The organism is Salinivibrio sp. EAGSL, from assembly GCF_013366455.1.
Lineage (GTDB): Bacteria > Pseudomonadota > Gammaproteobacteria > Enterobacterales > Vibrionaceae > Salinivibrio > Salinivibrio costicola.
In genome coordinates this window covers 53,517-73,082 of the sequence record NZ_JABWMG010000011.1, presented here as the reverse complement: position 1 = coordinate 73,082, position 19,566 = coordinate 53,517, and the positions used below count along the sequence as shown (strand labels likewise).

Annotated in this window: 25 protein-coding genes; 16 read left to right on the top strand and 9 right to left on the bottom strand. The window is 50.5% G+C overall.

Translation table 11 applies throughout. The features are described from left to right. Positions 1-4: 4 nt before the first annotated feature. The gene (locus HLG76_RS08690; protein WP_077461600.1) at positions 5-475 is read right to left on the bottom strand and encodes a DUF2919 family protein; all 471 of its coding nucleotides are present in this window, start codon (positions 473-475) and stop codon (positions 5-7) included. A 120-nt stretch (positions 476-595) separates the two neighbouring features. Between HLG76_RS08690 and HLG76_RS08685 the strand changes: the two genes are divergently transcribed. Both HLG76_RS08685 and HLG76_RS08680 read left to right on the top strand, forming a co-directional pair. After that, complete coding sequence (locus HLG76_RS08685; protein ID WP_077660748.1) at positions 596-961, top strand: DUF2956 domain-containing protein; 366 nt, start codon at positions 596-598, stop codon at positions 959-961. Between the two features lie 65 nt (positions 962-1,026). Continuing rightward, positions 1,027-1,395, top strand: coding sequence for a DUF1499 domain-containing protein (locus HLG76_RS08680; protein ID WP_158011434.1), 369 nt, complete (start codon positions 1,027-1,029; stop codon positions 1,393-1,395). Positions 1,396-1,403: 8 nt separating this feature from the next. On the opposite strand, the gene HLG76_RS08675 is transcribed toward HLG76_RS08680, so the two are convergent. Next, positions 1,404-1,682, bottom strand: coding sequence for a helix-turn-helix domain-containing protein (locus HLG76_RS08675; protein ID WP_077461603.1), 279 nt, complete (start codon positions 1,680-1,682; stop codon positions 1,404-1,406). Between the two features lie 224 nt (positions 1,683-1,906). On the opposite strand from HLG76_RS08675, the gene HLG76_RS08670 reads away from it, so the two are divergent. Genes HLG76_RS08670 through HLG76_RS08655 form a run of 4 tightly spaced genes read left to right on the top strand, consistent with a single transcriptional unit; the run spans position 1,907 to position 4,312 of the window. Further along, positions 1,907-2,251, top strand: coding sequence for an ArsC family reductase (locus HLG76_RS08670; RefSeq protein ID WP_077575941.1), 345 nt, complete (start codon positions 1,907-1,909; stop codon positions 2,249-2,251). Between the two features lie 38 nt (positions 2,252-2,289). Then, positions 2,290-3,423 carry a succinyl-diaminopimelate desuccinylase gene (dapE, locus tag HLG76_RS08665; protein WP_077575942.1) on the top strand — a complete coding sequence of 378 codons (1,134 nt, stop codon included), beginning with the start codon at positions 2,290-2,292 and terminating at the stop codon, positions 3,421-3,423. Further along, entirely contained in the window at positions 3,420-4,118 is a 699-nt protein-coding gene (locus tag HLG76_RS08660; protein WP_368656352.1) for a M15 family metallopeptidase, read from the top strand. Before dapE ends, HLG76_RS08660 begins: the two co-directional genes overlap by 4 nt. Then, on the top strand, positions 4,106-4,312 hold the full coding sequence (locus HLG76_RS08655) for a DUF2897 family protein (RefSeq protein WP_025744471.1): 207 nt from the start codon (positions 4,106-4,108) through the stop codon (positions 4,310-4,312). The genes HLG76_RS08660 and HLG76_RS08655 overlap by 13 nt, the downstream gene beginning before the upstream one ends. Before the next feature lie 83 nt (positions 4,313-4,395). Here HLG76_RS08655 and purC read toward each other — a convergent pair whose 3' ends face one another. Genes purC through dapA form a run of 3 tightly spaced genes read right to left on the bottom strand, consistent with a single transcriptional unit; the run spans position 4,396 to position 7,095 of the window. Beyond that, a complete protein-coding gene (purC, locus tag HLG76_RS08650; protein ID WP_077669026.1) occupies positions 4,396-5,109 on the bottom strand; it encodes a phosphoribosylaminoimidazolesuccinocarboxamide synthase in 714 nt (237 codons plus the stop codon). Between the two features lie 60 nt (positions 5,110-5,169). Then, positions 5,170-6,201 carry an outer membrane protein assembly factor BamC gene (bamC, locus tag HLG76_RS08645; RefSeq protein WP_077660745.1) on the bottom strand — a complete coding sequence of 344 codons (1,032 nt, stop codon included), beginning with the start codon at positions 6,199-6,201 and terminating at the stop codon, positions 5,170-5,172. Between the two features lie 15 nt (positions 6,202-6,216). After that, positions 6,217-7,095, bottom strand: a complete 879-nt coding sequence (dapA, locus tag HLG76_RS08640) for a 4-hydroxy-tetrahydrodipicolinate synthase (RefSeq protein ID WP_025744469.1) — start codon at positions 7,093-7,095, stop codon at positions 6,217-6,219. A 267-nt stretch (positions 7,096-7,362) separates the two neighbouring features. Between dapA and bcp the strand changes: the two genes are divergently transcribed. Beyond that, entirely contained in the window at positions 7,363-7,833 is a 471-nt protein-coding gene (bcp, locus tag HLG76_RS08635) for a thioredoxin-dependent thiol peroxidase (RefSeq protein ID WP_077575946.1), read from the top strand. 80 nt (positions 7,834-7,913) lie between these two features. On the opposite strand, the gene HLG76_RS08630 is transcribed toward bcp, so the two are convergent. The 3 genes from HLG76_RS08630 to HLG76_RS08620 form a co-directional block, all read right to left on the bottom strand. Continuing rightward, positions 7,914-9,368: an FAD-dependent oxidoreductase gene (locus HLG76_RS08630; RefSeq protein WP_254877660.1), complete on the bottom strand. Its 1,455-nt coding sequence runs from the start codon at positions 9,366-9,368 to the stop codon at positions 7,914-7,916. 88 nt (positions 9,369-9,456) lie between these two features. Further along, positions 9,457-10,536, bottom strand: a complete 1,080-nt coding sequence (locus HLG76_RS08625; protein ID WP_077669023.1) for an AI-2E family transporter — start codon at positions 10,534-10,536, stop codon at positions 9,457-9,459. A gap of 10 nt (positions 10,537-10,546) precedes the next feature. Further along, positions 10,547-10,765 carry a sulfurtransferase TusA family protein gene (locus tag HLG76_RS08620; protein ID WP_025744467.1) on the bottom strand — a complete coding sequence of 73 codons (219 nt, stop codon included), beginning with the start codon at positions 10,763-10,765 and terminating at the stop codon, positions 10,547-10,549. 128 nt (positions 10,766-10,893) lie between these two features. On the opposite strand from HLG76_RS08620, the gene HLG76_RS08615 reads away from it, so the two are divergent. The 4 genes from HLG76_RS08615 to HLG76_RS08600 are packed head-to-tail and all read left to right on the top strand — an operon-like array spanning position 10,894 to position 13,805. After that, entirely contained in the window at positions 10,894-12,393 is a 1,500-nt protein-coding gene (locus tag HLG76_RS08615; protein ID WP_077677224.1) for a M48 family metalloprotease, read from the top strand. Positions 12,394-12,417: 24 nt separating this feature from the next. Beyond that, positions 12,418-12,774 (top strand): arsenate reductase (glutaredoxin), encoded by a 357-nt coding sequence (gene arsC / locus HLG76_RS08610; RefSeq protein ID WP_077461612.1) that lies wholly within the window; start codon positions 12,418-12,420, stop codon positions 12,772-12,774. Next, positions 12,771-13,361: an NAD(P)H:quinone oxidoreductase gene (gene wrbA, locus HLG76_RS08605; protein ID WP_175993483.1), complete on the top strand. Its 591-nt coding sequence runs from the start codon at positions 12,771-12,773 to the stop codon at positions 13,359-13,361. The genes arsC and wrbA overlap by 4 nt, the downstream gene beginning before the upstream one ends. 36 nt (positions 13,362-13,397) lie before the next feature. Beyond that, positions 13,398-13,805: a DUF2069 domain-containing protein gene (locus HLG76_RS08600; protein WP_051503281.1), complete on the top strand. Its 408-nt coding sequence runs from the start codon at positions 13,398-13,400 to the stop codon at positions 13,803-13,805. 71 nt (positions 13,806-13,876) lie between these two features. Here the strand turns inward: HLG76_RS08600 and HLG76_RS08595 are convergent, their stop codons facing one another. Then, positions 13,877-14,362, bottom strand: coding sequence for a zinc ribbon-containing protein (locus tag HLG76_RS08595; RefSeq protein ID WP_077461613.1), 486 nt, complete (start codon positions 14,360-14,362; stop codon positions 13,877-13,879). 106 nt (positions 14,363-14,468) lie between these two features. Here HLG76_RS08595 and leuS point away from each other — a divergent pair, with 106 nt between their 5' ends. The 5 genes from leuS (at position 14,469) to rlmH (ending at position 19,565) form a co-directional block, all read left to right on the top strand. Beyond that, on the top strand, positions 14,469-17,045 hold the full coding sequence (gene leuS / locus HLG76_RS08590; protein WP_175993482.1) for a leucine--tRNA ligase: 2,577 nt from the start codon (positions 14,469-14,471) through the stop codon (positions 17,043-17,045). Between the two features lie 14 nt (positions 17,046-17,059). Further along, positions 17,060-17,683: an LPS assembly lipoprotein LptE gene (gene lptE, locus HLG76_RS08585; RefSeq protein ID WP_175993481.1), complete on the top strand. Its 624-nt coding sequence runs from the start codon at positions 17,060-17,062 to the stop codon at positions 17,681-17,683. After that, complete coding sequence (gene holA / locus HLG76_RS08580; RefSeq protein WP_175993492.1) at positions 17,683-18,705, top strand: DNA polymerase III subunit delta; 1,023 nt, start codon at positions 17,683-17,685, stop codon at positions 18,703-18,705. Before lptE ends, holA begins: the two co-directional genes overlap by 1 nt. Before the next feature lie 68 nt (positions 18,706-18,773). Beyond that, complete coding sequence (gene rsfS, locus HLG76_RS08575) at positions 18,774-19,091, top strand: ribosome silencing factor (RefSeq protein ID WP_077660741.1); 318 nt, start codon at positions 18,774-18,776, stop codon at positions 19,089-19,091. Between the two features lie 3 nt (positions 19,092-19,094). Continuing rightward, positions 19,095-19,565: a 23S rRNA (pseudouridine(1915)-N(3))-methyltransferase RlmH gene (rlmH, locus tag HLG76_RS08570; RefSeq protein ID WP_025744459.1), complete on the top strand. Its 471-nt coding sequence runs from the start codon at positions 19,095-19,097 to the stop codon at positions 19,563-19,565. Position 19,566 lies beyond the last annotated feature (1 nt).

The window sequence follows — 19,566 nt, the reverse complement described above, 5'->3', positions numbered from 1 at the left end:
TTTTTTAAGCCATCGCTCGGCCATCACTCGTAAACTGAAAAAAGAAGCGTTTGACGCGTCGGCTTCTTGCCCAATAAAGGCTTGCCCAAGCTAGCCAAAGGCCGTGTAAAGCAAGCAGCCAATCAAACTGCCCCCCAGTGACGATGAACGTTTGCCAGACTTGATAAGCTTCCCATAGCCATAATAGCCAAACCCACCAATAGCCAATGTGCCAGTGTTGTCTTAGCCATTCAGGCGCTCTGTCGCAGTTACCGACTAATAACAACAACCCGAGCGGCACCACGCCAATTGCCAAGCTTATATAAAACGCCGATAACTCAGGATAGACCAGCGCGAGCAACTCACTACCCTGCTCTCTACTCACGCCAGCCATTGCCAATAGCCACCACGCGCGGCTTAATAACAGTAAACACAACACGGCAATCTGCGGTGCCTTGATATACCCTTTGTCGTCAAAGTGATGAAATGTATCCATAAGCTTATTGATTGAGAAGTCACATATTTACCATGGCGACATGAATAAAAACTGCAAGCCTAAAAGTAAAATTTGTTATCCTTGGGTGGAGTTATTTATTAAGCGTTACATGGAGCCCTTATGGCCAAAGCCAAAGCCAACGCGACGATTTCGCCAGAAACGCAACAAGACGCCATGCGCGTTGCGAAAGCCACGCAAAAACCGGGACAAACAAAAGCGCAGACCAAACTGATTGCACAAGGGATTGAAAAAGGGATTGCCCAATATAAAAAGGAACAAAAAGCAAAAGCACGCGAGCAGGATAAAGCACGAAAAAAACAACAAAATAAACCATCAAGCGCCGCGCCTGTGAAAGCGTCTCAAGCCCCAGTCGATGACTCCAGCCCCGCTGAACCAGGGTTGGATAAAAGCTACAGCAGTCTCCCATGGCTTTTACTTGTGGTAAGCTGGATAGGGTTCATTGGCTATATATTGGTGAGGGCGTAATGTGGAAGCGACTGATAACGGTTATAGGGATCATCACTTTGGTTGGCTGCAGCAAAGGAGAAACGATGGCTAAACATCCGCCAGTGACGGCCTGTGGCGATAGCCCCAACTGTGTGTCTACGGCAGATACCCGAGAAAAATTCCAGCTGGCACCGCTTGATATCGCCAACGACAACGTGGCGTTTTCAGCCATTGTCGCGCATATCGCCGCCATGCCTCGTGCTGAGGTCGTCACCTCGCAAGATAATTACGCACACTTACGCTTCACCACTAAGGTGCTGCGCTTTGTGGATGATGTTGAAGTCTCGCTTGAGGGCAACCAGATCGCCCTTCGCTCCGCATCTCGGATTGGCTACTATGACTTTGGCGCCAACCGTCAACGTGCCGAGGTCATTCGCCAACGTTTAACCGACGCTGAGCTTATCACGCCTTAAGCGAGCAGCTAGTTAATATAAGAGCGAATATCGCGCTTTTTATCTTCGACCCAATCACGGCGGAACGGTCCCCAGTCTTTAAGCTGGTAGTAACCATCGTTATGACGCTTTCCATCTTGGATAAAAGTCATATCAATACCGAGCCCAGACAGTGATTTCAATACATCTTGGATCGTACGACGGGGCCAGCCTGTCGCCTCGATAAGGCGTGGCACATTTGGGCGTTCCATTTCTTCTACCAACACGGCAAGATAGAGACGCCGGGCGAATACCGGGTTTAGTTCCATATGAACCTCCAACAGTTACGAATGTTCCCATTATTCATGCCGCCTGCGAAGAGGCTTTGCGTTTGATCAAAAGGCCATCAAATCGACGTGCTGCAGACTCATTTAGTGGCACATTTCACACGCTTCATCCCTTATCGCATCGCCAAACGGCCCCTTCCCCACTATTGCGTTCAATGTTGAGCGATGTCACTCTTAATTGTCCGTAAATAATGATGATAACGACCATGACAACTGTATTTGGCATTAAAAACTGCGACACCCTAAAAAAAGCCCTTAAATGGTTGGATAACCAAGGCATTAACTATCAGTATCACGATTACCGCAAGACGGGGTTAGATGCCGAGATGTTACAGACCTTTGTTGCCGAATTAGGGTGGGAGCCTTTGATTAACAAGCGTGGCACCACTTATCGCCAGCTAAGTGACGAACAAAAAGCCAGCTTAGACCAACCCCGTGCGATTGCGATCATGTTAGACAATCCAGCGATCATTAAACGCCCTTTACTCGTACACGAAGGGAAGTACTATCTTGGCTTTAAAGAGAGCCAATACGCTGAGATTTTCGCGTAATGTAAGCACTTATTTACTGTTGCTGTAAGGAAACTCCAATGACTGATACTGCTACGCTGGCTTTGGCAAAAGACTTGATCAATCGTGAGTCGGTCACACCGGAAGATGCGGGTTGCCAAGCTCAAATGATTGCTCGATTAGAAGCCCTGGGCTTTACGATTGAAACCATGGTGTTTGACGATACCACCAACCTTTGGGCGAGACGGGGCACTGATGGGCCGCTCTTCACGTTTGCGGGCCACACCGATGTCGTCCCCGCTGGCCCGCGCGATCAATGGCATACGCCGCCATTTGAAGCCACTGTCATTGACGATCACCTTCATGGACGTGGCGCCGCGGACATGAAGGGCTCACTCGCCGCCATGGTTGTGGCTGTTGAGCGCTTTATTGCCGAGCATCCAGACCACTCGGGTTCACTCGCGTTTCTGATCACGTCGGATGAAGAAGGACCCTTTATTAATGGCACCACCCGCGTCGTCGATACGCTGATGGCTCGAAATGAGAAAATCGACATGTGTATTGTCGGTGAACCCTCAAGTACGAATCACGTCGGTGATGTGGTCAAAAACGGTCGTCGCGGATCCATCACTGGCGATTTGTACGTTAAAGGTGTACAAGGCCATGTCGCCTATCCGCACCTTGCAAGTAATCCTGTCCATCAGGCCATGCCAGCGCTAACAGAGTTAGTGCAAACAGTGTGGGATAATGGCAATGCTTTTTTCCCACCGACAAGCTTTCAAATCCCAAATATTGAGGCAGGTACCGGCGCAGCCAATGTGGTCCCGGGTGAGTGTCATGCGCAATTTAACTTCCGCTTTAGTACCGAGCTAGATAGTGAAACCATCAAACAGCGAGTTTATTCTATTCTGGACGCGCACGGGCTCGACTACACCTTAGAATGGACCCACAGTGGCGACCCGTTTTTGACCGATGAAGGTACCTTGCTTGATGCAGTTGTGGCCGCGGTTGAAGAGGTGAATCATCAAACGCCGCAATTACTGACAACCGGTGGCACCTCTGATGGTCGTTTTATCGCCCAGATGGGCGCTCAAGTGATTGAGCTGGGTCCGGTCAATGCCACGATTCATAAGGTCAATGAGTGTGTGAGTATTCCTGACTTGGAAAAGCTGACCGACATGTACCAAAAAGTGTTGGAAAAGGCGCTACCGTGAGCCTACGCGCAGCACAGTTGATTGGGCAAGACTCTTCAGCCCTTCAACCAATGAACGCGCAACCTGGGGCGCCCTGTTTGCATCAGGATGTGTTATCTGACGTCGCCGCCTTACAAAAGGCGGCGAGTCGTGCTGGGTTCGCGTTGAGAGTCGCCAGTGGTTATCGCGCTTTTGAACGCCAGTTGGCGATCTGGAATGGTAAATTTAACGGCGATCTGCCTGTCCTTGATGCTCACAGCCAACCTATGGATATAACCCGCTTATCAGACAAGGAACGGGTGCACGCGATCTTACGCTGGTCGGCGTTACCCGGCGCCAGTCGACATCATTGGGGAACAGACATGGATGTGTACGATAAGCAGTCTCTTATCCCTGATCAGCCGCTGGCTTTAACGCCCCCCGAATACGACAGTGGCCCGCAAGCGGCCTTTTCCTCTTGGCTACATGCCAATGTATCAGCATTTGGTTTCTTTCTTCCTTATGCGAGATACCAAGGCGGGGTTGCCAGAGAGCCATGGCATATCAGCCATATTGCCACCAGTGCGTCAATGTTATCCGCTTTCTCTCAGGATATGCTCGCGGCTGCGATCACCCATGCGCCGATTTGTGGGAAAGACGCTATCCTCGGCCAATTAGATTGGATATATTCAACTTACGTCACCAACTTATGCGAGGTGGAAAGATGGAATGGCTAACCAATCCTTATGTGATTATTACCATTGTGGTCGCCGTGGTCGTGAGTAACATCATGGCGCTCAAATACACCGCCAACGCCAAGTTTGGGCTTAAATACAAAGACAAGCCTGATAAGCATCAACGTTCAGCGTCTGACGATGACGCAAACGATAATACCGACCTCCCTACTGATAAGAGCGACGATAAAAAATAGCGCCATATCCATGGCGCTATTTTATTTACACGGTGCTATTGTCTTCACACGCGACGCAATCGTTTGCTTTTTAAGCCAAAAAATTATAGGGCTAAGCCGATACGCTTTGCTACTTCGATATAAGCTTCTACCACACCACCTAGACCTTGGCGGAAGCGATCTTTATCCAATTTTTCTCGCGTGTTGGCATCCCACAAACGACAGCCATCTGGGCTAAACTCATCGCCAAGGACAATATTACCGTTGACGTCAACGCCAAACTCCAGCTTGTAGTCCACCAGCAATAAGTCACCCTCAGCAAACAGCGCCTTAAGCACATCGTTAACCTGATACGTCAGCGACTTCATGGTCGCTAATTGGGCTTGGCTCGCGAACCCTAAGGACTCACACAGTGATTCATTGACCATAGGATCATGCAGCGCATCGTTTTTTAAAAACAACTCAAAAGTGGGTGGAGTGAGTGCTGTGCCCTCTTCTACGCCCAGTCGGCGACAAAGTGAGCCCGCGGCAATGTTTCTTACCACACACTCAACCGGGATCATATCGAGCTTTTTCACCACGCACTCGGTATCGGACAACAGTTGGTCCATTTGGGTGGGAATACCTGCCTGCTCAAGCTTTTGCATGATGAAGTGATTGAACTTGTTATTCACTTCACCTTTTCGCTCAAGTTGCTCAACACGCTCACCATCAAACGCAGAGGTGTCATTGCGAAAGTGCAGAACAAAGCGGTTTTCATCATCGGTTGCATAAACAGATTTTGCCTTACCGCGATACAACTCAGCACGTTTTTCCATTACCTATTCTCTCCATTAGGCGCTAAAAAATAAGGGACGCTGTCTGGCGTCCCTATAAGATTACTGCGATGTGGCCTGGCTAAGCTGCGCAATGGCCGCTTTCAGCGCTGGGCTAAGCGCTTCTAACGTTGCTTTTTTAACCGGCTTTCCATCACTGTCGGTTACATTGATTGAGGTGCGGTTGCCTAAATCCCCTAACAATAGTGTGTAGCTATTGTCCGGCAGCGAGATAGGTTCAACCCCAAGGGCTTGCCAACGCTCATCATTCGGCGCAACGTGACGCGTTTTCACCGTACCTTGCGATTGGTTGCGGCTTTCTACCGTAAATCCGAGCGGTTTAATCATCTCAGGAAGTTTTTCCCATACGACATCATACGGAGCACGCGCAATAATCACTGGCAAGCCACTTCGATCAGTACCAAAACTCATCGGAATATCTGACTGACGTTGCGCAGCTAAACGGCGCGCCTCTGCACGTAGTGCTGCATCATGGCTCACCGTAATCAGATTGGTCATTAAGGTGTTATAGCGTTCCTGCTCTGCCGGCGTCAAAGGTTCATCACTGGCCTTGGCGCGTGAATCAATCATATTGACGCCTAGTGCAAATCGCCGCCCTTGTTCGAGTCGTGATAGGCGGAACCGAGCCTGATGAGCACTGTCTTCTTTTTCCCAAGCGATCCAGCCGGTGTCAATTTGATCTGCGGCTTGTGTCTCAACAGGAATGGTCTTATCGTTCGCCAGACGTTCAACGGTTTCCCATAATTGGGTAAGCTGCTGCTCATTGGCAACCGCGACGGTTATTCCACGACTGTCACGCTCAATACGCGCCCCTGGCACTAAATCAAGCACTTGACGCGGCGGACGAATATCGACATTTTTGCCGATTTCGCCCTTAAAGTCTTGCTCAGGGATCTGATAATTGGTGGAAAAGTAAGGCGCTTGATCCGGCAAGGTTTGCCACTGCGACAGCGGGGTCGTTTGCAAGTAGCTAAAATCATCTTTGGCTTGACGGCGTTGCTCGGCGCCACCACTACAGGCCACCAGCCCGGTGACCATGATGGCACAAAGGCCGAGCTTAAATACTGGTTTCATTGACACTCCAACGGCTTAAACAACACCCGCAACCTGCATGGCCTCTCGGACATCGGGACGCAAATGCTCGCTTAATTCGGTTAATGGCAGACGAAGATGGCCATCCGCAATCAATCCCATTTCTCGGACTGCCCACTTCACAGGGATCGGATTGGCTTCGTCAAAAAGGTGACGATGTAAAGGGATCAGCGTCTCGTTGATTGCATGCGCTTGGTCTGCTTCACCGGCGCGCGCCAATTGAATCATTTTGGCCATTGCCGCAGCGGCAACATTGTTAGTGACCGAAATCACACCATGTCCACCAGCAAGGACAAAATCTAGCCCTGTTAAATCATCACCACTAAATAAGAGGAAGTCATCGCCACAAAGTTCCCGATGAATGGCGACACGACTGACATCGGCAGTGGCATCTTTTAGGCCGATAATATTGTCAAAGGTCGCTAGGCGCGCCACCGTTTCAGGCTGAATATCTACGGCGGTACGACCGGGAACATTATAGAGAATCTGAGGTAAGTCGGTCGCTTCGGCAATGGCTTTATAATGCTGGAATAAGCCTTCTTGCGTCGGCTTGTTGTAATAAGGGGTCACACTCAAACAAGCGGCTACGCCCGACCCGGCAAACATTTTACTGAAAGTGATCGCTTCGTGGGTGGCATTTGCCCCCGTACCTGCAATAACGGGAATCCGTCCATCCGCAAATTCCAAGGTCTTTAGGACCACTTTAATGTGCTCATCCACGGTTACTGTCGACGACTCACCCGTTGTGCCCACTGCGACAATCGCATCTGTGCCCGCTTGGATATGAAACTCGACCAGTTTTTTCAGACTAACGTAATCCACCTCGCCATGTGCATCCATTGGTGTGACGAGCGCCACTATGCTTCCAGAAACCATGTTCGTCTCCCTTATTGGTGATGCTTGCAATGTTACTTTTGGCGCTGGGTAAACACAAGAATAACCCTGCGCGCTGGCGTGTCTTATTCGACATTTCTTACCGCTACATTCAAGTTTGCGATTTTATCATTGAATCAGCGTCTCGTTAGCGTCAATAAAAGGTCAAACACTGTCAAGAGCGTGATCGTAATATCAAAAACTTGCGTAATCTCGAACACCCTCTATCATCGTGAATTCGGTTTACCGACAAAAAAGGAAACGCAGCGCATGCAAACATTAACGGAAGGCGCTCTAGCGCCCGATTTTTCATTGCAAGATCAAAATGGCGACACCGTCACGCTTAGCCAGTTTCAAGGCGAAAAACGCGTCCTCGTGTATTTTTACCCCAAAGCAATGACACCAGGCTGCACCACACAAGCCTGCTCTTTGCGTGATACTAAGGCCGAGCTCGACGCGCTGGATACCGTGGTGTTAGGTATCAGCCCGGATCCCGTCAAAAAGATCGCCCGCTTTGTCGCGCGCGATGAACTCAATTTCACCCTACTGAGCGACGAAGATCATGCGGTTGCGGATGCATTTGGCGTCTGGGGACCCAAGAAGTTCATGGGGAAAGAATATGACGGCATTCATCGCCTCAGCTTTTTGGTCGGCAAAGATGGCAAAATTGAACATGTGTTCAATAAGTTTAAGACCAAAGATCATCACCAAGTGGTATTGGACTTCCTGAACCAAGCCTAGGACGGCGCCTTATCCTGCCTGTTAACAAAAAAGCGCACGATGAATCGTGCGCTTTTTTCAAACGATGACCATGGGTTCACTCAGCCCACAGGCTTTGCCAATGCTTCTGGATAACCACGCTGTACCGCAAATTCACACGCAGCGCTGACAATCTTAGCGGTCGACGGGCGCGTCATGACGTAATGAGAGGTTGGCGAAATCCAGCCGGCATCTTCAAATTGCGTCAGGACTTTGCTTATCGCCGTCAGCGCCGAGGAGGCTTTCACGATTTCCATCCGCGCGTAGCGCTCACCATCGAAAGATACATCCGACGCCCGCAGCGACGGGTCCTCACCGGGAATTTGTTGCGCGCCACACAAGGGTTTTCCTCCGACTTCGGCCTGCTTAAATTCAGGCAGCCATTGAGCAAAATGTTCGATGGCACGGTCCGTGCGCTGGCACACTTGATCCCAGTCCCAACCTTGATCGATGTTTTTAATATAGCGCGCGTCGACATTCGGTTGCGCCGATTGCACTGAGCTTTTCACCAAGCCACGTTCAAAGAGGGTCACGTCTTGCGTCATGCCGTGCAGTTGAAAGAAACCATCAGGATAAGGCGTCAGTTGTGCCATACCTTGTGGCGTGCCTCGCTGGCCATGAACAATAATTTCTGGCCATTGGTACGCCGTCGACGTCCAGTGGGCGACGTACGCTGCCTTGTACTCAACCAGACGCTGACGCCCGAAGCCCGCCATATCATCAATGGTCCCGGTGCGAAACCCCGCCGCATTAATCAGATAGTCAACCTCGGTGGTGTGCGATTGGCCTGCCTTATCTTGATATGTCACTTGCCAACCCGACGCTGTCTGCTGCGTATCCACGACCTTATGATTAAAGTTGAGTTGGCAATGCGGTACGTCGGCAAGCGTCAATTGCGCTTCAGCGGCGAGGCGAAATACACTCAGCCCGTATTCTTGCACCAATACCAACGGATACTTCATCGCACTGAGATCCAGTGACTGCGCAACCGGCCACATCCACTGATCAGCCGAATCGGTTATACTGCGATAATCTTTTGCTTTCAGCGCTTCAAGGTCTGATTGCTGATACAGGCGGAAATAATCAGCAGGTTCGCCCATCACTTTGTTGGCGCTATCAAGCTCGACCAATTGCGCATAACGCTCGCGCAAGGTTTCTAATCGTGCAATCACACTGTCTAACGATCCTGGGTCTTGCTCTGGCACCGCCAACACCGTTGGGCGGCGATTCACAGAGTGCGGATACATGCGTACGGTCGCAACGGACTGGTCCAGTAAGGTTAAGCACTGATCGAGCGAGATTTCTCGATACAAATTGCCGCCCGCATGAAGATGACAGATAGGTGGGCCACTGACTAGCCCGGTTCCCGCTTCAAACACTTGGGTATCAATACCACGTTCAGCCAGTCGCATGGCCGCTGTCGTGCCCGCCACGCCGCCACCGATCACAGCGACGCGGAACCCCTCTAAATGCGTATATTCTTGCCTGTTTTGTACCATGCCAACCCTGTTTTTCATTACTACTTCTGTGGGCCAAACTGATCACGGTAAAGCCTGTGCTCGTGCCGCTCAGCTCCTTTATTTAGGAGCCTGAAAACAAGATGGATCACTCTACGTCTTTTTTTGGATCATCATCGAGCTCAATTTCAGGCAATGCTTGCCATACCGCTTTCACTAACGTCGCCAATGGAATGGCAAAAAATACCCCCCAAAAGCCCCAGAGTCCACCGAAAACCAGTACGGCTATGATGAGTGCCACCGGGTGTAAATTGACCGCTTCCGAGAAAAGCACCGGCACAAGGACGTTACCGTCAAGGGTTTGAATCACGCCGTAAGCAATCATCACATACCAAAACCCGGGCTCAAGTCCCCATTGGAAAAGGGCCACGATCGCTATCGGCACCGTAACAATGGCCGCCCCGATATAGGGGACAAGGACAGAAAAGCCGGTGGCGACACTTAGCAACACGGCATAGCGGAGATCGAGTAACATGAAAGTCAGATAGCTGGTGATACCGACAATAATAATCTCGGTCACTTTCCCGCGAATGTAATTCGATATCTGTTGGTTCATCTCATGACCAACCCGAGAGGCAAGGCGGCGATTACGCGGCAATAATCCTTTAAACATCGCCAACATTTGCGTTTTATCTTTCAGTAAGAAGAAAACCAAGAGCGGGACCAAAATCAAATAGACCGCTAGCGCCACGATGTTCACCAGCGATGATAACGATCCCCTTACCAAGGTTTCCCCGATGTTGAGAACTTTAAACTGCAAGGCATCGACCAGTGTGTTCACCATATGCGGATTAATTAATCCTGGATAGCGCTCGGGTAAGCTCATCATCAGCATCTGCATGTTATTAAACATGTTCGGCACATCGGCCACCAGGCTTATCCCTTGATTCCAAATCGTCGGTACCAAGCCAAACAACGCCATGAATGTGAAGCTGGCAAACAAGGCGATCACCACCAAAACCGATAACGTGCGAGGCAGCCCCAGTCGACTAAGACGATTGACTGGCCAATCGAGTAAATACGCCATGACAATGGCCACGAGTAAAGGCGCCAATAAGTTGCCGAAAAAATAGATGGTGACAAAACCGACCAAAAGAATCAGCACTAGGCTGACCGCATGTGGGTCGGAAAAGCGTCGCCGATACCAGCGATGTAGCAATTCAAACATATCAGGCTCGTTATTGTTTTGTGACGTGTAAACGCGAGGCTGGCGTATCTAACCAAGCAATGGTAAATCCTTCACGAGTAAAGTAGGTTGGAATATCGTTTTTCGCGCCTTGATCGCCCAGTAAAATCACTAACTGCTCGCCGGCACGCAACGACGCTGCTGCACGCTTAGCGAGTAGCAGGGCCATTGGGCAAACATGTGCTCGTAAATCAAGAGTTTGACATTCCATTCTGTCTCACCGGTCGGTATTATCGTTGGTATTGTAATGGACATTAGATAGAACGCCAACGAAACCCAGACAGGTTTTATCGGTCTGTACTTAAGTACACTTGCGTATTTTAAAAGGTAATGACACTTATGCCGCCACGTGCATCTTGCTCTTGGAAAGGAAAAACGGCTCGCCGCCTCGTCGCCTATGCGCTTGCAGGGACATTGGTCAGTGCGCCTGTGTCAGCAAACGTCGAGTCATATCAAAGTGATTTGCCTAACATTGGCACCGCTGCCGCGAGTACGCTGTCGGTGGCAAAAGAAAAAGAGTTTGGTGATGCTTATATGCGAATGCTACGAGCCAGCAAACCCATTATTGATGATCCTTTACTCGGTGAATATGTTAACGCCCTCGGGCATCGGTTGGTGGCGAACGCCAACGATGTCCGCACGCCCTTCCAATTTATTTTGATTGATAATCAAGCGATCAATGCGTTTGCCTTTTTTGGCGGGTATGTAGCCATGCATTCTGGGCTTTTCCTGCATGCCAAGACAGAAAGCGAACTGGCATCTGTGATGGCGCACGAAATTGCGCACGTGACCCAACGCCACCTTGCGCGCAGCATGGAAGCGCAGGCACAAACCTCGCCGCTAACGGTTGCCGCTTTAGTCGGCTCTTTAATGCTCGCGATTGCAGCGCCTGAAGCAGGGATTGCCGCAGCTCATGCAGCAACGGCGGGGAGTATGCAAAGCCAAATAAACTTTACCCGCCGTAACGAAGAAGAGGCCGACCGCGTCGGAATTGAAACCCTCGCTCGCGCGGATTTCGATGTTGAGGCGATGCCACGCTTTTTCTCTCGGTTAGCCGATGAGTACCGCTACGCCAGTCAAATGCCGGAGTATTTCAGCACTCACCCATTACCCGCGTCTCGGATCACAGATTCACGCGCGCGGGCGCGTCAGTATCCTCAAAAAAGCGTGCCCGACTCTCCCGATTACCAACTCGCACGAGCGCGTATCGTTGCACGATATAGCGGTATCGCTGATCGCTCCGCCATGGACTGGTTTGAACGGCGTCATAAAGCAGCATCGCCAGCGGAAAAACATAGCCTTGATTACGGCATGGCGCTGTTGGATATTGATGCAAGGCGCTATCAACAAGCGCGTGAGAAGCTGGCGCCCCTCATTAAAGCTCAACCCAATAATCGTTTTTATATTGACGCGATGACCGACTTAGAGATTGGCGAAAAGCAGTATGACAGCGCCTTATCCCGCCTGAATCAAGCCTTGAACCAGCAGCCTAACAATCGCGTATTGTTGCTTAATCACGCTTACACCTTGGTAAAAGCCAAGCGTGGCGGTGAAGCGATCAAGGCATTAGAGCGCTACACCCACCAGCATGCCGATGACAGCAACGGATGGTTTTTGTTACAACAAGCGTACGAAAGCACTGGCACACACCGTGACGGTGAATTAGCTGCTCAAGGAGAGCGTTACGCGCTGCGCGGTCAATGGAGCAAAGCCATTCGTAACTACACCCAAGCCGCTCAACTGGCTGAGTTAGGCAGCTTGGCACAAGCACGTTATGATGCGCGTATCGATCAATTACGCCATCAGCAGGCACGCTTTAAAGCGCTCAGTGATCGTTAACTCAACTTAAAAAGGATAGATGTTGTGAGCCCCATTACTCTGTACCACAATCCACGTTGCTCAAAAAGTCGAGAAACCCTCAAGCTGCTTGAGTCAAAGGGCGTCACGCCGACAATCGTTAAATATTTAGAGACGCCATTATCTGCCGATACGCTCCGTGAGTTAAAGCGACAGCTGGGCATGGCATCATTTCGCGACATGATGCGCACCAAAGAAGCGGATTACAAGGCAGCCAATTTGGGCGATGCTTCGGTGGAAGAAGCGCAATTGTTGGAGGCAATGGTTAATCACCCAAAACTGATTGAACGTCCCATTGCCGTTCAAGGCGACAAAGCGGTCATCGGCCGCCCACCCGAAAATGTATTGGTATTCGTTCAATGACACAAGTTCTCGTGCTTTATTACAGCCGTTCAGGTAATACACGTAAGCTTGCTCAACAAGTTGCACGCGGTATTGAAGCGCAAGGCGTTGAGGCGGTGTTACGAACTGTGCCCGAGCTGCCTGCTTATGCCGATGGCAAAATACCGGACGTCTCGCCAAACGATCCCTTTGTCACCCGTCAGGATCTATTAGATTGCCATGGCCTCGCGCTCGGCAGTCCGGTACGTTTTGGCAACATGGCCGCGCCATTGAAGCAATTTATCGATAGTACCAGTGGCGAATGGTTATCGGGTGCCTTAATTGATAAACCCGCCGCGGTCTTTGGCGCCGGATCAATGCTTCATGGTGGCCAAGAAACCACGCTGCTCACGATGACCATCCCCTTACTTCATCATGGTATGATGTTAGTCGGTGTTCCACACAGCGAGCGTGCGCTTCATACAACGGAAGGCGGCGGTTCCCCTTACGGTGCATCCAGTGTTGCGGAGCCACATCACCCTTTAATGGCCGACGAAAAGCAAATCGCAAAAACATTAGGCCAACGCTTGGCGCGTTTTGCCCACACTTTTCACCACCACCTAAGATAAAAGGACAGAATCGTGACAGATCCTCGGCTCGCCTTCATGCGCAAATTGTCTTTGCTGAGTAACCTTGGCCTCATTGCTTGGGTGGTCGCGTGGCATGCTTACTTATCGCCCCATCCCCACTTGAATGCATGGGCGGTGACCATTGGCTGGACAATCCCTTTACTGCTCCCTTTACCTGGGATCATCAAAGGCAAAGCGTTTACCCATGCATGGGCCAACTTTATTTTGATGTTCTATTTTTTACACGCCCTTACCATTCTCTATGTCGATGAAGGCGAACGGTGGATGGCTGCTGCAGAGCTCGTCTTCGTCACCGCGGCATTTGCTTGTAATATTGTCTTTGCCCGTTGGATGGGGCAATCACAAGGCCTAAAGCTGCCACGGCTTTCTCAAGTCGAAAAAGAAGAACGCCAGCGCTTTGAAGGTCGCGACGACGCCTCTTAGGCACATTTGGCCACGGATAGACCGACCCGCGCTTTAAAACCAAACGCAAAAGCCAAGCTCTAAAACTTGGCTTACACCGGGTAAGGGCGGCGAGAAAAGTAGCGATGACCACATTGCGTACACGGTGCAATCACATCGACCCGGCTGTGCCGCGTTTGATGATGGCACTGTTCACATTGCAACACGCCCAGTCCGACAATTTCACCCGCTTCATAAACGCCATGATGTTGAAGATCATCGAACACTTCACGCCACTCTAGCTGCGTACGGTCGGTGATCTCTGCTAATTGCTCCCAAATCGAGTTAGCAATCAGATCGTTAAACACCTGACTATCAATCTCTTCGGTTTGAGATTTATCGTACTGTTCACCGAACGCTTTCACATCACGTTTAAAGTATGCCTCGATCAAGGCCCATTCATCTTTAGTCAGATCGGCCGCGGCTTTGAGGTATTGATCAGACAAGGTCACCCAATGAGACAGTGCCTCGGGGCTGTTTTCTAACGCCTCTTTTACCCGCTCGATGATACTTTGTTGGGGTTCTTTCTCTTTATTCATGGTCCTGTCCTGATTCAAGTGTTGTTGCGGTCTCTGCCTTTCGTTATTCTATGCTGATATTTCTCTTTCAGGTTTTACCTTTCTCACAGAATCTCGGAAGCCATCGATGCAAGAACAATATAGCCCGCAAGATATTGAACAAAAAGTTCAAGCCCATTGGGATGACAATAAAACCTTTGTGGTTCATGAAGACCCTAACAAAGAAAAATTCTACTGTCTTTCTATGTTTCCTTACCCAAGTGGCCGACTGCACATGGGGCATGTCCGTAACTACACCATCGGTGATGTCATTTCCCGTTATCAGCGACTGCAAGGCAAGAATGTCATGCAGCCGATTGGTTGGGATGCGTTTGGCCTTCCTGCCGAAGGCGCTGCGATCAAAAACAAAACCGCGCCCGCGCCTTGGACTTACGAAAACATTGATTACATGAAAGGCCAGCTAAAAATGCTGGGCTTTGGCTACGACTGGAGCCGTGAAGTCGCCACCTGTAGTCCCGATTACTACCGCTGGGAGCAAGGCTTCTTTACCACGCTCTACAACAAGGGGCTGGTTTATAAAAAGACCTCATCAGTGAACTGGTGTCCCAACGATCAGACCGTGCTCGCCAATGAGCAAGTTCACGAAGGTTGCTGCTGGCGCTGCGATACGCCGGTTGAGCAAAAAGAAATCCCGCAGTGGTTTATTAAAATCACCGATTACGCAGAAGAGCTGCTGCAAGACATCGACAAACTGGACGGCTGGCCAGACATGGTAAAAACCATGCAGCGTAACTGGATTGGTCGCTCAGAAGGTGTTGAACTGACCTTTGATGTCGAAGGCGAGCATCCTTCACTGGATGTCTACACCACGCGTCCAGATACGTTGATGGGCGTCACTTACGTGGGGATTGCAGCCGGTCACCCACTTGCGGAGGCCGCGGCCAAAGACAACCCTGCCCTCGCTGAATTCGTGCAAGAATGCCGTAACACCAAAGTCGCCGAGGCTGAGCTGGCGACTATGGAGAAAAAAGGCATGGCGACCGGTTTGTATGCCACGCATCCATTGAATGGACGTCGTGTGCCAATTTTTGTCGCTAACTTTGTATTGATGGATTACGGCACTGGCGCAGTGATGGCGGTGCCTGCTCACGACCAACGCGACTTCGAATTTGCTCATAAGTACGCGCTGGATATTGAGCCGGTGATCCTCGATGAAAACGGCCATGCGCCCGATTTGTCAGAACAAGCGTATACCGAAAAAGGTAAGCTGTTTAACTCGGGTGAGTTTGACGGGTTAGATTTTAACGCGGCCTTCGATGCGATTGCGAGCAAGCTTGAATCGCTAGGTAAAGGCAAGAAAACGGTTAATTTCCGTTTACGTGATTGGGGCGTCTCTCGTCAGCGTTATTGGGGTGCGCCAATTCCGATGCTGAATACCGAAGACGGTGAGGTCGTGCCCGTCCCAGCTGAGCAGCTGCCCGTGATCCTGCCAGAAGATGTGGTGATGGATGGTGTACAAAGCCCTATCAAAGCTGACAAGCAATGGGCACAAACGCAATATCAAGGTAAGCCAGCGCTGCGTGAAACCGACACTTTCGATACCTTTATGGAATCGTCGTGGTACTACGCACGTTATTGCTCTCCGCAAGCAGATCAAATGCTGGATCCAAGTGCCGCCAATTATTGGCTACCGGTCGACCAGTATATCGGTGGCATTGAGCACGCTTGTATGCACCTGTTGTACTCGCGCTTTTTCCATAAGCTATTGCGCGATGAAAATATGGTCGACAGCGACGAGCCGTTTAAGCAGTTGCTATGCCAAGGCATGGTCCTCGCCGATGCGTTTTATTACACCGATGACAAAGGGGTACGTGTTTGGGTCTCGCCGACTGATGTGACCGTTGAACGGGACACCAAAGGGCAAATTATTCATGCGGTCGACAGCCAAGGGAACGCCGTCACCCACGCAGGCATGACCAAGATGTCAAAGTCGAAGAACAACGGCATTGATCCCCAATTAATGGTGGAAAAATACGGTGCCGATACCATGCGTCTCTTTATGATGTTTGCCGCACCGGCGGACATGACGTTGGAATGGCAAGAGTCTGGCGTGGAAGGTTCACACCGTTTCTTACGCCGTGTTTGGAAACTGGTCTATGAGCACACCCACAAAGGCGACGTTACTGCGCTGGCAGTCGATACGCTTAATAATGATCAAAAAGCCTTGCGCCGTGATGTGCACAAAGCCATCGCCAAAGTCAGTGATGACATGGGCCGTCGTCAGACGTTCAACACCGCCATTGCCGCGATCATGGAGCTGATGAATCGCTTAGTTAAAGCGCCACAGGACAATGAACAAGACCGTGCTGTGTTAGACGAAGCACTCAAAGCCGTGGTATTGATGCTATATCCCATCACCCCGCACATCTGCTTTACGCTTTGGCAGGCCCTGGGCGAAACCGATATCGACAGTGCCGATTGGCCGCAAGCCGATAAAGCGGCCTTGGTCGAGGAGGAAAAGCTAATCATTGTGCAAGTGAACGGTAAGCTACGTGCCAAGATCACCGTGGCCGCCGACGCCGAGAAAGAAGCCGTTGAAGCACAAGCCATGTCAGACGAAAACGTGGTCAAATTTACCGACGGTAAAACGGTTCGCAAAGTCATTTATGTACCAGGGAAACTGGTTAATATTGTTGCTAACTAACAAGGAGCGATGGAGTGAATCTGTTTAACACTGTGCTTCGCTCCCTGCTCGTCGCGATGGTCTCACTGACCATCGCGTCTTGCGGGTTTGCCTTGCGTGGCAGCTATAATTTGCCCGATGAGGTAGACAAAGTGTCATTGACGAGTTTTGACCCCTATGGGGAGCTGACTCGCCAAATGCGCAACGCTTTGCGTCAACATAACGTTCAGATGGTGTCACCCTCTGACGACGTGGCGAATATCGAGTTGCTTAGCGAAAGTGATAGTGCACAAACTTTGTCGCTCTATCAAAACAGCCGAGTAGCAGAGAAAGAGTTTCGCTATGTCGCACGTTATCGTGTCACTGTGCCGGGGAAAGGTAGCTACACCTACAATACGACCTTGAGCCGTAACTTTCTCGATAACCCACTGACCGCGTTGGCCAAGTCAGTCGAGCAAAATAAGTTAGTCGCAGAAATGCGTACCGAGGCGACCCGTCAAATTATGCGTCAACTGTCTCAACTCAAAGGGGATATCGCCGCATTTGAGCGTCAGCAAGCAGAACAAGCGGCATTAGAGCAACTCGAACAGGGAGAGGCGCCCACTGAGCCCAATGTGATCATCGAAACGCGTCAAACTGAAACACAGCCCGCGCAATGATGAGAGCCTATCCAGAACAATTGGCGCAGCAGCTTAATCAGCCACTGCGTCAAACTTACTTAGTCTTTGGCACCGATCCTTTGTTAAAGCTCGAGTCTCGTGATGCCATTTGCCACGCGGCACGCTCACAAGGCTTTGAAGAGCATCATAAGTTTATGATTGATGGGCAATTAGATTGGCAAGAAGTGTTTGACTGCTGCCAAGCCCTCAGTTTGTTTTCCTCTCGGCAGATTATTGAATTGACCTGTCCTGAAAATGGCCTGAACAGCGCCCAAGCCAAGCAACTGACCGAGCTTGCCAGCTACCTCCATCCTGATATTCTCTTGCTCGTTCAAGGCGAGCGGCTCAATAAAAAGCAAGAAAGTGCCAAGTGGTTTACTACGTTGGCAAAGCAAGCCTTGTATGTAGTTTGCCAAACCCCAGATGCACGTCACTTGCCCCGTTTTATTGAACAGCGCTGCCGCCATCTCGGGCTACAACCCGATCAACCCGCGCTGCAGTTGCTTGCCCAATGGCATGAAGGCAACTTACTCGCGCTGGTGCAAAGTTTACAAATCCTCCACTTACTTTATCCCGATGGTGCCCTTACCTTACCTCGGATTGAGAGTGCGTTGTCGCGGCATCATCACTTCACCCCTTTCCAACTGACCGATGCGCTACTTGCCGGTAAGGCCAATCGCGCGCAGCGTATTATCGAACAACTGCATGCCGAAGGCGAAGAGCCCACCTTGTTACTGCGTTTGATCCAAAAAGAACTCAAACAACTCTATACAATCCAAGAGCAAGGGCAACAAGGGCGACCACTCAACGTGCTATTCGATCAGTTGCGTGTTTGGCAAGCGCGTAGACCCATGATCACCGCAGCACTCAATCGGCTAAACAAAGTGCGTCTCGCCTCATTATTGCGCCAGCTCGCTGAGTTAGAGATACAGTTAAAAACCGATTTTGGCAGTGACCCTTGGCCTAATCTGCACTATTTTTGTGCACTTATGTGCCAACCCGCCGAACCTCTGGCGCCCTAGCGTGTCCAAAGGGCTGCCAAGTGATATACTGCCACTGAATACAATCAGCACATACATCGAGGTTCTCTTTGCAAGCTACCGAATTAAAACAGTTTGTCGCCGACAAAGTCGATGAGTTAAAAGCCAGCGATATCGTGACGCTAGACGTACGAGATAAATCCTGCATTACTGACTTTTTGGTGCTTTGTACAGGCAACTCGCGCCGCCATGTGGCTTCAATTGCCGATCACGTTTGTGAGCAAGCCCAAGCGGCTGATATTGGCGCCATGGGAACAGAAGGCAAAGATGACAGTGAGTGGGTCGTTGTCGATTTAGGCGACGTCATGGTTCACGTCATGCAAGAAGAACAACGCCAACTTTATCAACTGGAAAAACTCTGGAATTAATCCATGAAAATCCAGTTGATTGCAGTCGGCAATAAAATGCCCAAGTGGGTACAACAAGGCTTTGATGAGTATCAGCGCCGCTTTCCAAAAGACATGCCACTTGAGCTGGTTGAAGTGCCTGCCGGTAAACGCGGTAAAAATGCAGACATTGCCCGCATTTTACAAAAAGAAGGCGAAGCCATGCTCGCTGCGGTGAATCGTGGTAGTCGTATCGTTACCTTAGATATTCCCGGCAAGCCTTGGAATACGCCGCAATTAGCCAGTCAACTCGAAAAGTGGAAACTGGATGGGCGCGATGTCGCCATTTTAATTGGTGGCCCAGAAGGGTTGGCCCCCGATTGTAAAGCAGCCGCTGAGCAAAGCTGGTCACTTTCGCCTCTGACCCTGCCCCACCCACTGGTTCGCGTCATCATGGCGGAGAGCCTGTATCGCGCTTGGAGTCTCACCACCAACCATCCTTATCATCGAGAATAAC

What these genes read in the sequence shown, in the direction of transcription:
- HLG76_RS08655 (WP_025744471.1), top strand. Translation starts at nt 4,106, where the DNA reads ATGGAATGGCTAACCAATCCTTATGTGATTATTACCATTGTGGTCGCC.
- HLG76_RS08615 (WP_077677224.1), top strand. Translation starts at nt 10,894, where the DNA reads ATGCCGCCACGTGCATCTTGCTCTTGGAAAGGAAAAACGGCTCGCCGC.
- holA (WP_175993492.1), top strand. Translation starts at nt 17,683, where the DNA reads ATGAGAGCCTATCCAGAACAATTGGCGCAGCAGCTTAATCAGCCACTG.
- leuS (WP_175993482.1), top strand. Translation starts at nt 14,469, where the DNA reads ATGCAAGAACAATATAGCCCGCAAGATATTGAACAAAAAGTTCAAGCC.
- HLG76_RS08600 (WP_051503281.1), top strand. Translation starts at nt 13,398, where the DNA reads ATGCGCAAATTGTCTTTGCTGAGTAACCTTGGCCTCATTGCTTGGGTG.
- HLG76_RS08630 (WP_254877660.1), bottom strand. Translation starts at nt 9,368, where the DNA reads ATGAAAAACAGGGTTGGCATGGTACAAAACAGGCAAGAATATACGCAT.
- HLG76_RS08675 (WP_077461603.1), bottom strand. Translation starts at nt 1,682, where the DNA reads ATGGAACTAAACCCGGTATTCGCCCGGCGTCTCTATCTTGCCGTGTTG.
- bcp (WP_077575946.1), top strand. Translation starts at nt 7,363, where the DNA reads ATGCAAACATTAACGGAAGGCGCTCTAGCGCCCGATTTTTCATTGCAA.
- dapE (WP_077575942.1), top strand. Translation starts at nt 2,290, where the DNA reads ATGACTGATACTGCTACGCTGGCTTTGGCAAAAGACTTGATCAATCGT.
- HLG76_RS08595 (WP_077461613.1), bottom strand. Translation starts at nt 14,362, where the DNA reads ATGAATAAAGAGAAAGAACCCCAACAAAGTATCATCGAGCGGGTAAAA.
- HLG76_RS08670 (WP_077575941.1), top strand. Translation starts at nt 1,907, where the DNA reads ATGACAACTGTATTTGGCATTAAAAACTGCGACACCCTAAAAAAAGCC.
- dapA (WP_025744469.1), bottom strand. Translation starts at nt 7,095, where the DNA reads ATGGTTTCTGGAAGCATAGTGGCGCTCGTCACACCAATGGATGCACAT.
- HLG76_RS08680 (WP_158011434.1), top strand. Translation starts at nt 1,027, where the DNA reads ATGGCTAAACATCCGCCAGTGACGGCCTGTGGCGATAGCCCCAACTGT.
- HLG76_RS08625 (WP_077669023.1), bottom strand. Translation starts at nt 10,536, where the DNA reads ATGTTTGAATTGCTACATCGCTGGTATCGGCGACGCTTTTCCGACCCA.
- bamC (WP_077660745.1), bottom strand. Translation starts at nt 6,201, where the DNA reads ATGAAACCAGTATTTAAGCTCGGCCTTTGTGCCATCATGGTCACCGGG.
- rlmH (WP_025744459.1), top strand. Translation starts at nt 19,095, where the DNA reads ATGAAAATCCAGTTGATTGCAGTCGGCAATAAAATGCCCAAGTGGGTA.
- HLG76_RS08685 (WP_077660748.1), top strand. Translation starts at nt 596, where the DNA reads ATGGCCAAAGCCAAAGCCAACGCGACGATTTCGCCAGAAACGCAACAA.
- HLG76_RS08620 (WP_025744467.1), bottom strand. Translation starts at nt 10,765, where the DNA reads ATGGAATGTCAAACTCTTGATTTACGAGCACATGTTTGCCCAATGGCC.
- wrbA (WP_175993483.1), top strand. Translation starts at nt 12,771, where the DNA reads ATGACACAAGTTCTCGTGCTTTATTACAGCCGTTCAGGTAATACACGT.
- HLG76_RS08690 (WP_077461600.1), bottom strand. Translation starts at nt 475, where the DNA reads ATGGATACATTTCATCACTTTGACGACAAAGGGTATATCAAGGCACCG.
- purC (WP_077669026.1), bottom strand. Translation starts at nt 5,109, where the DNA reads ATGGAAAAACGTGCTGAGTTGTATCGCGGTAAGGCAAAATCTGTTTAT.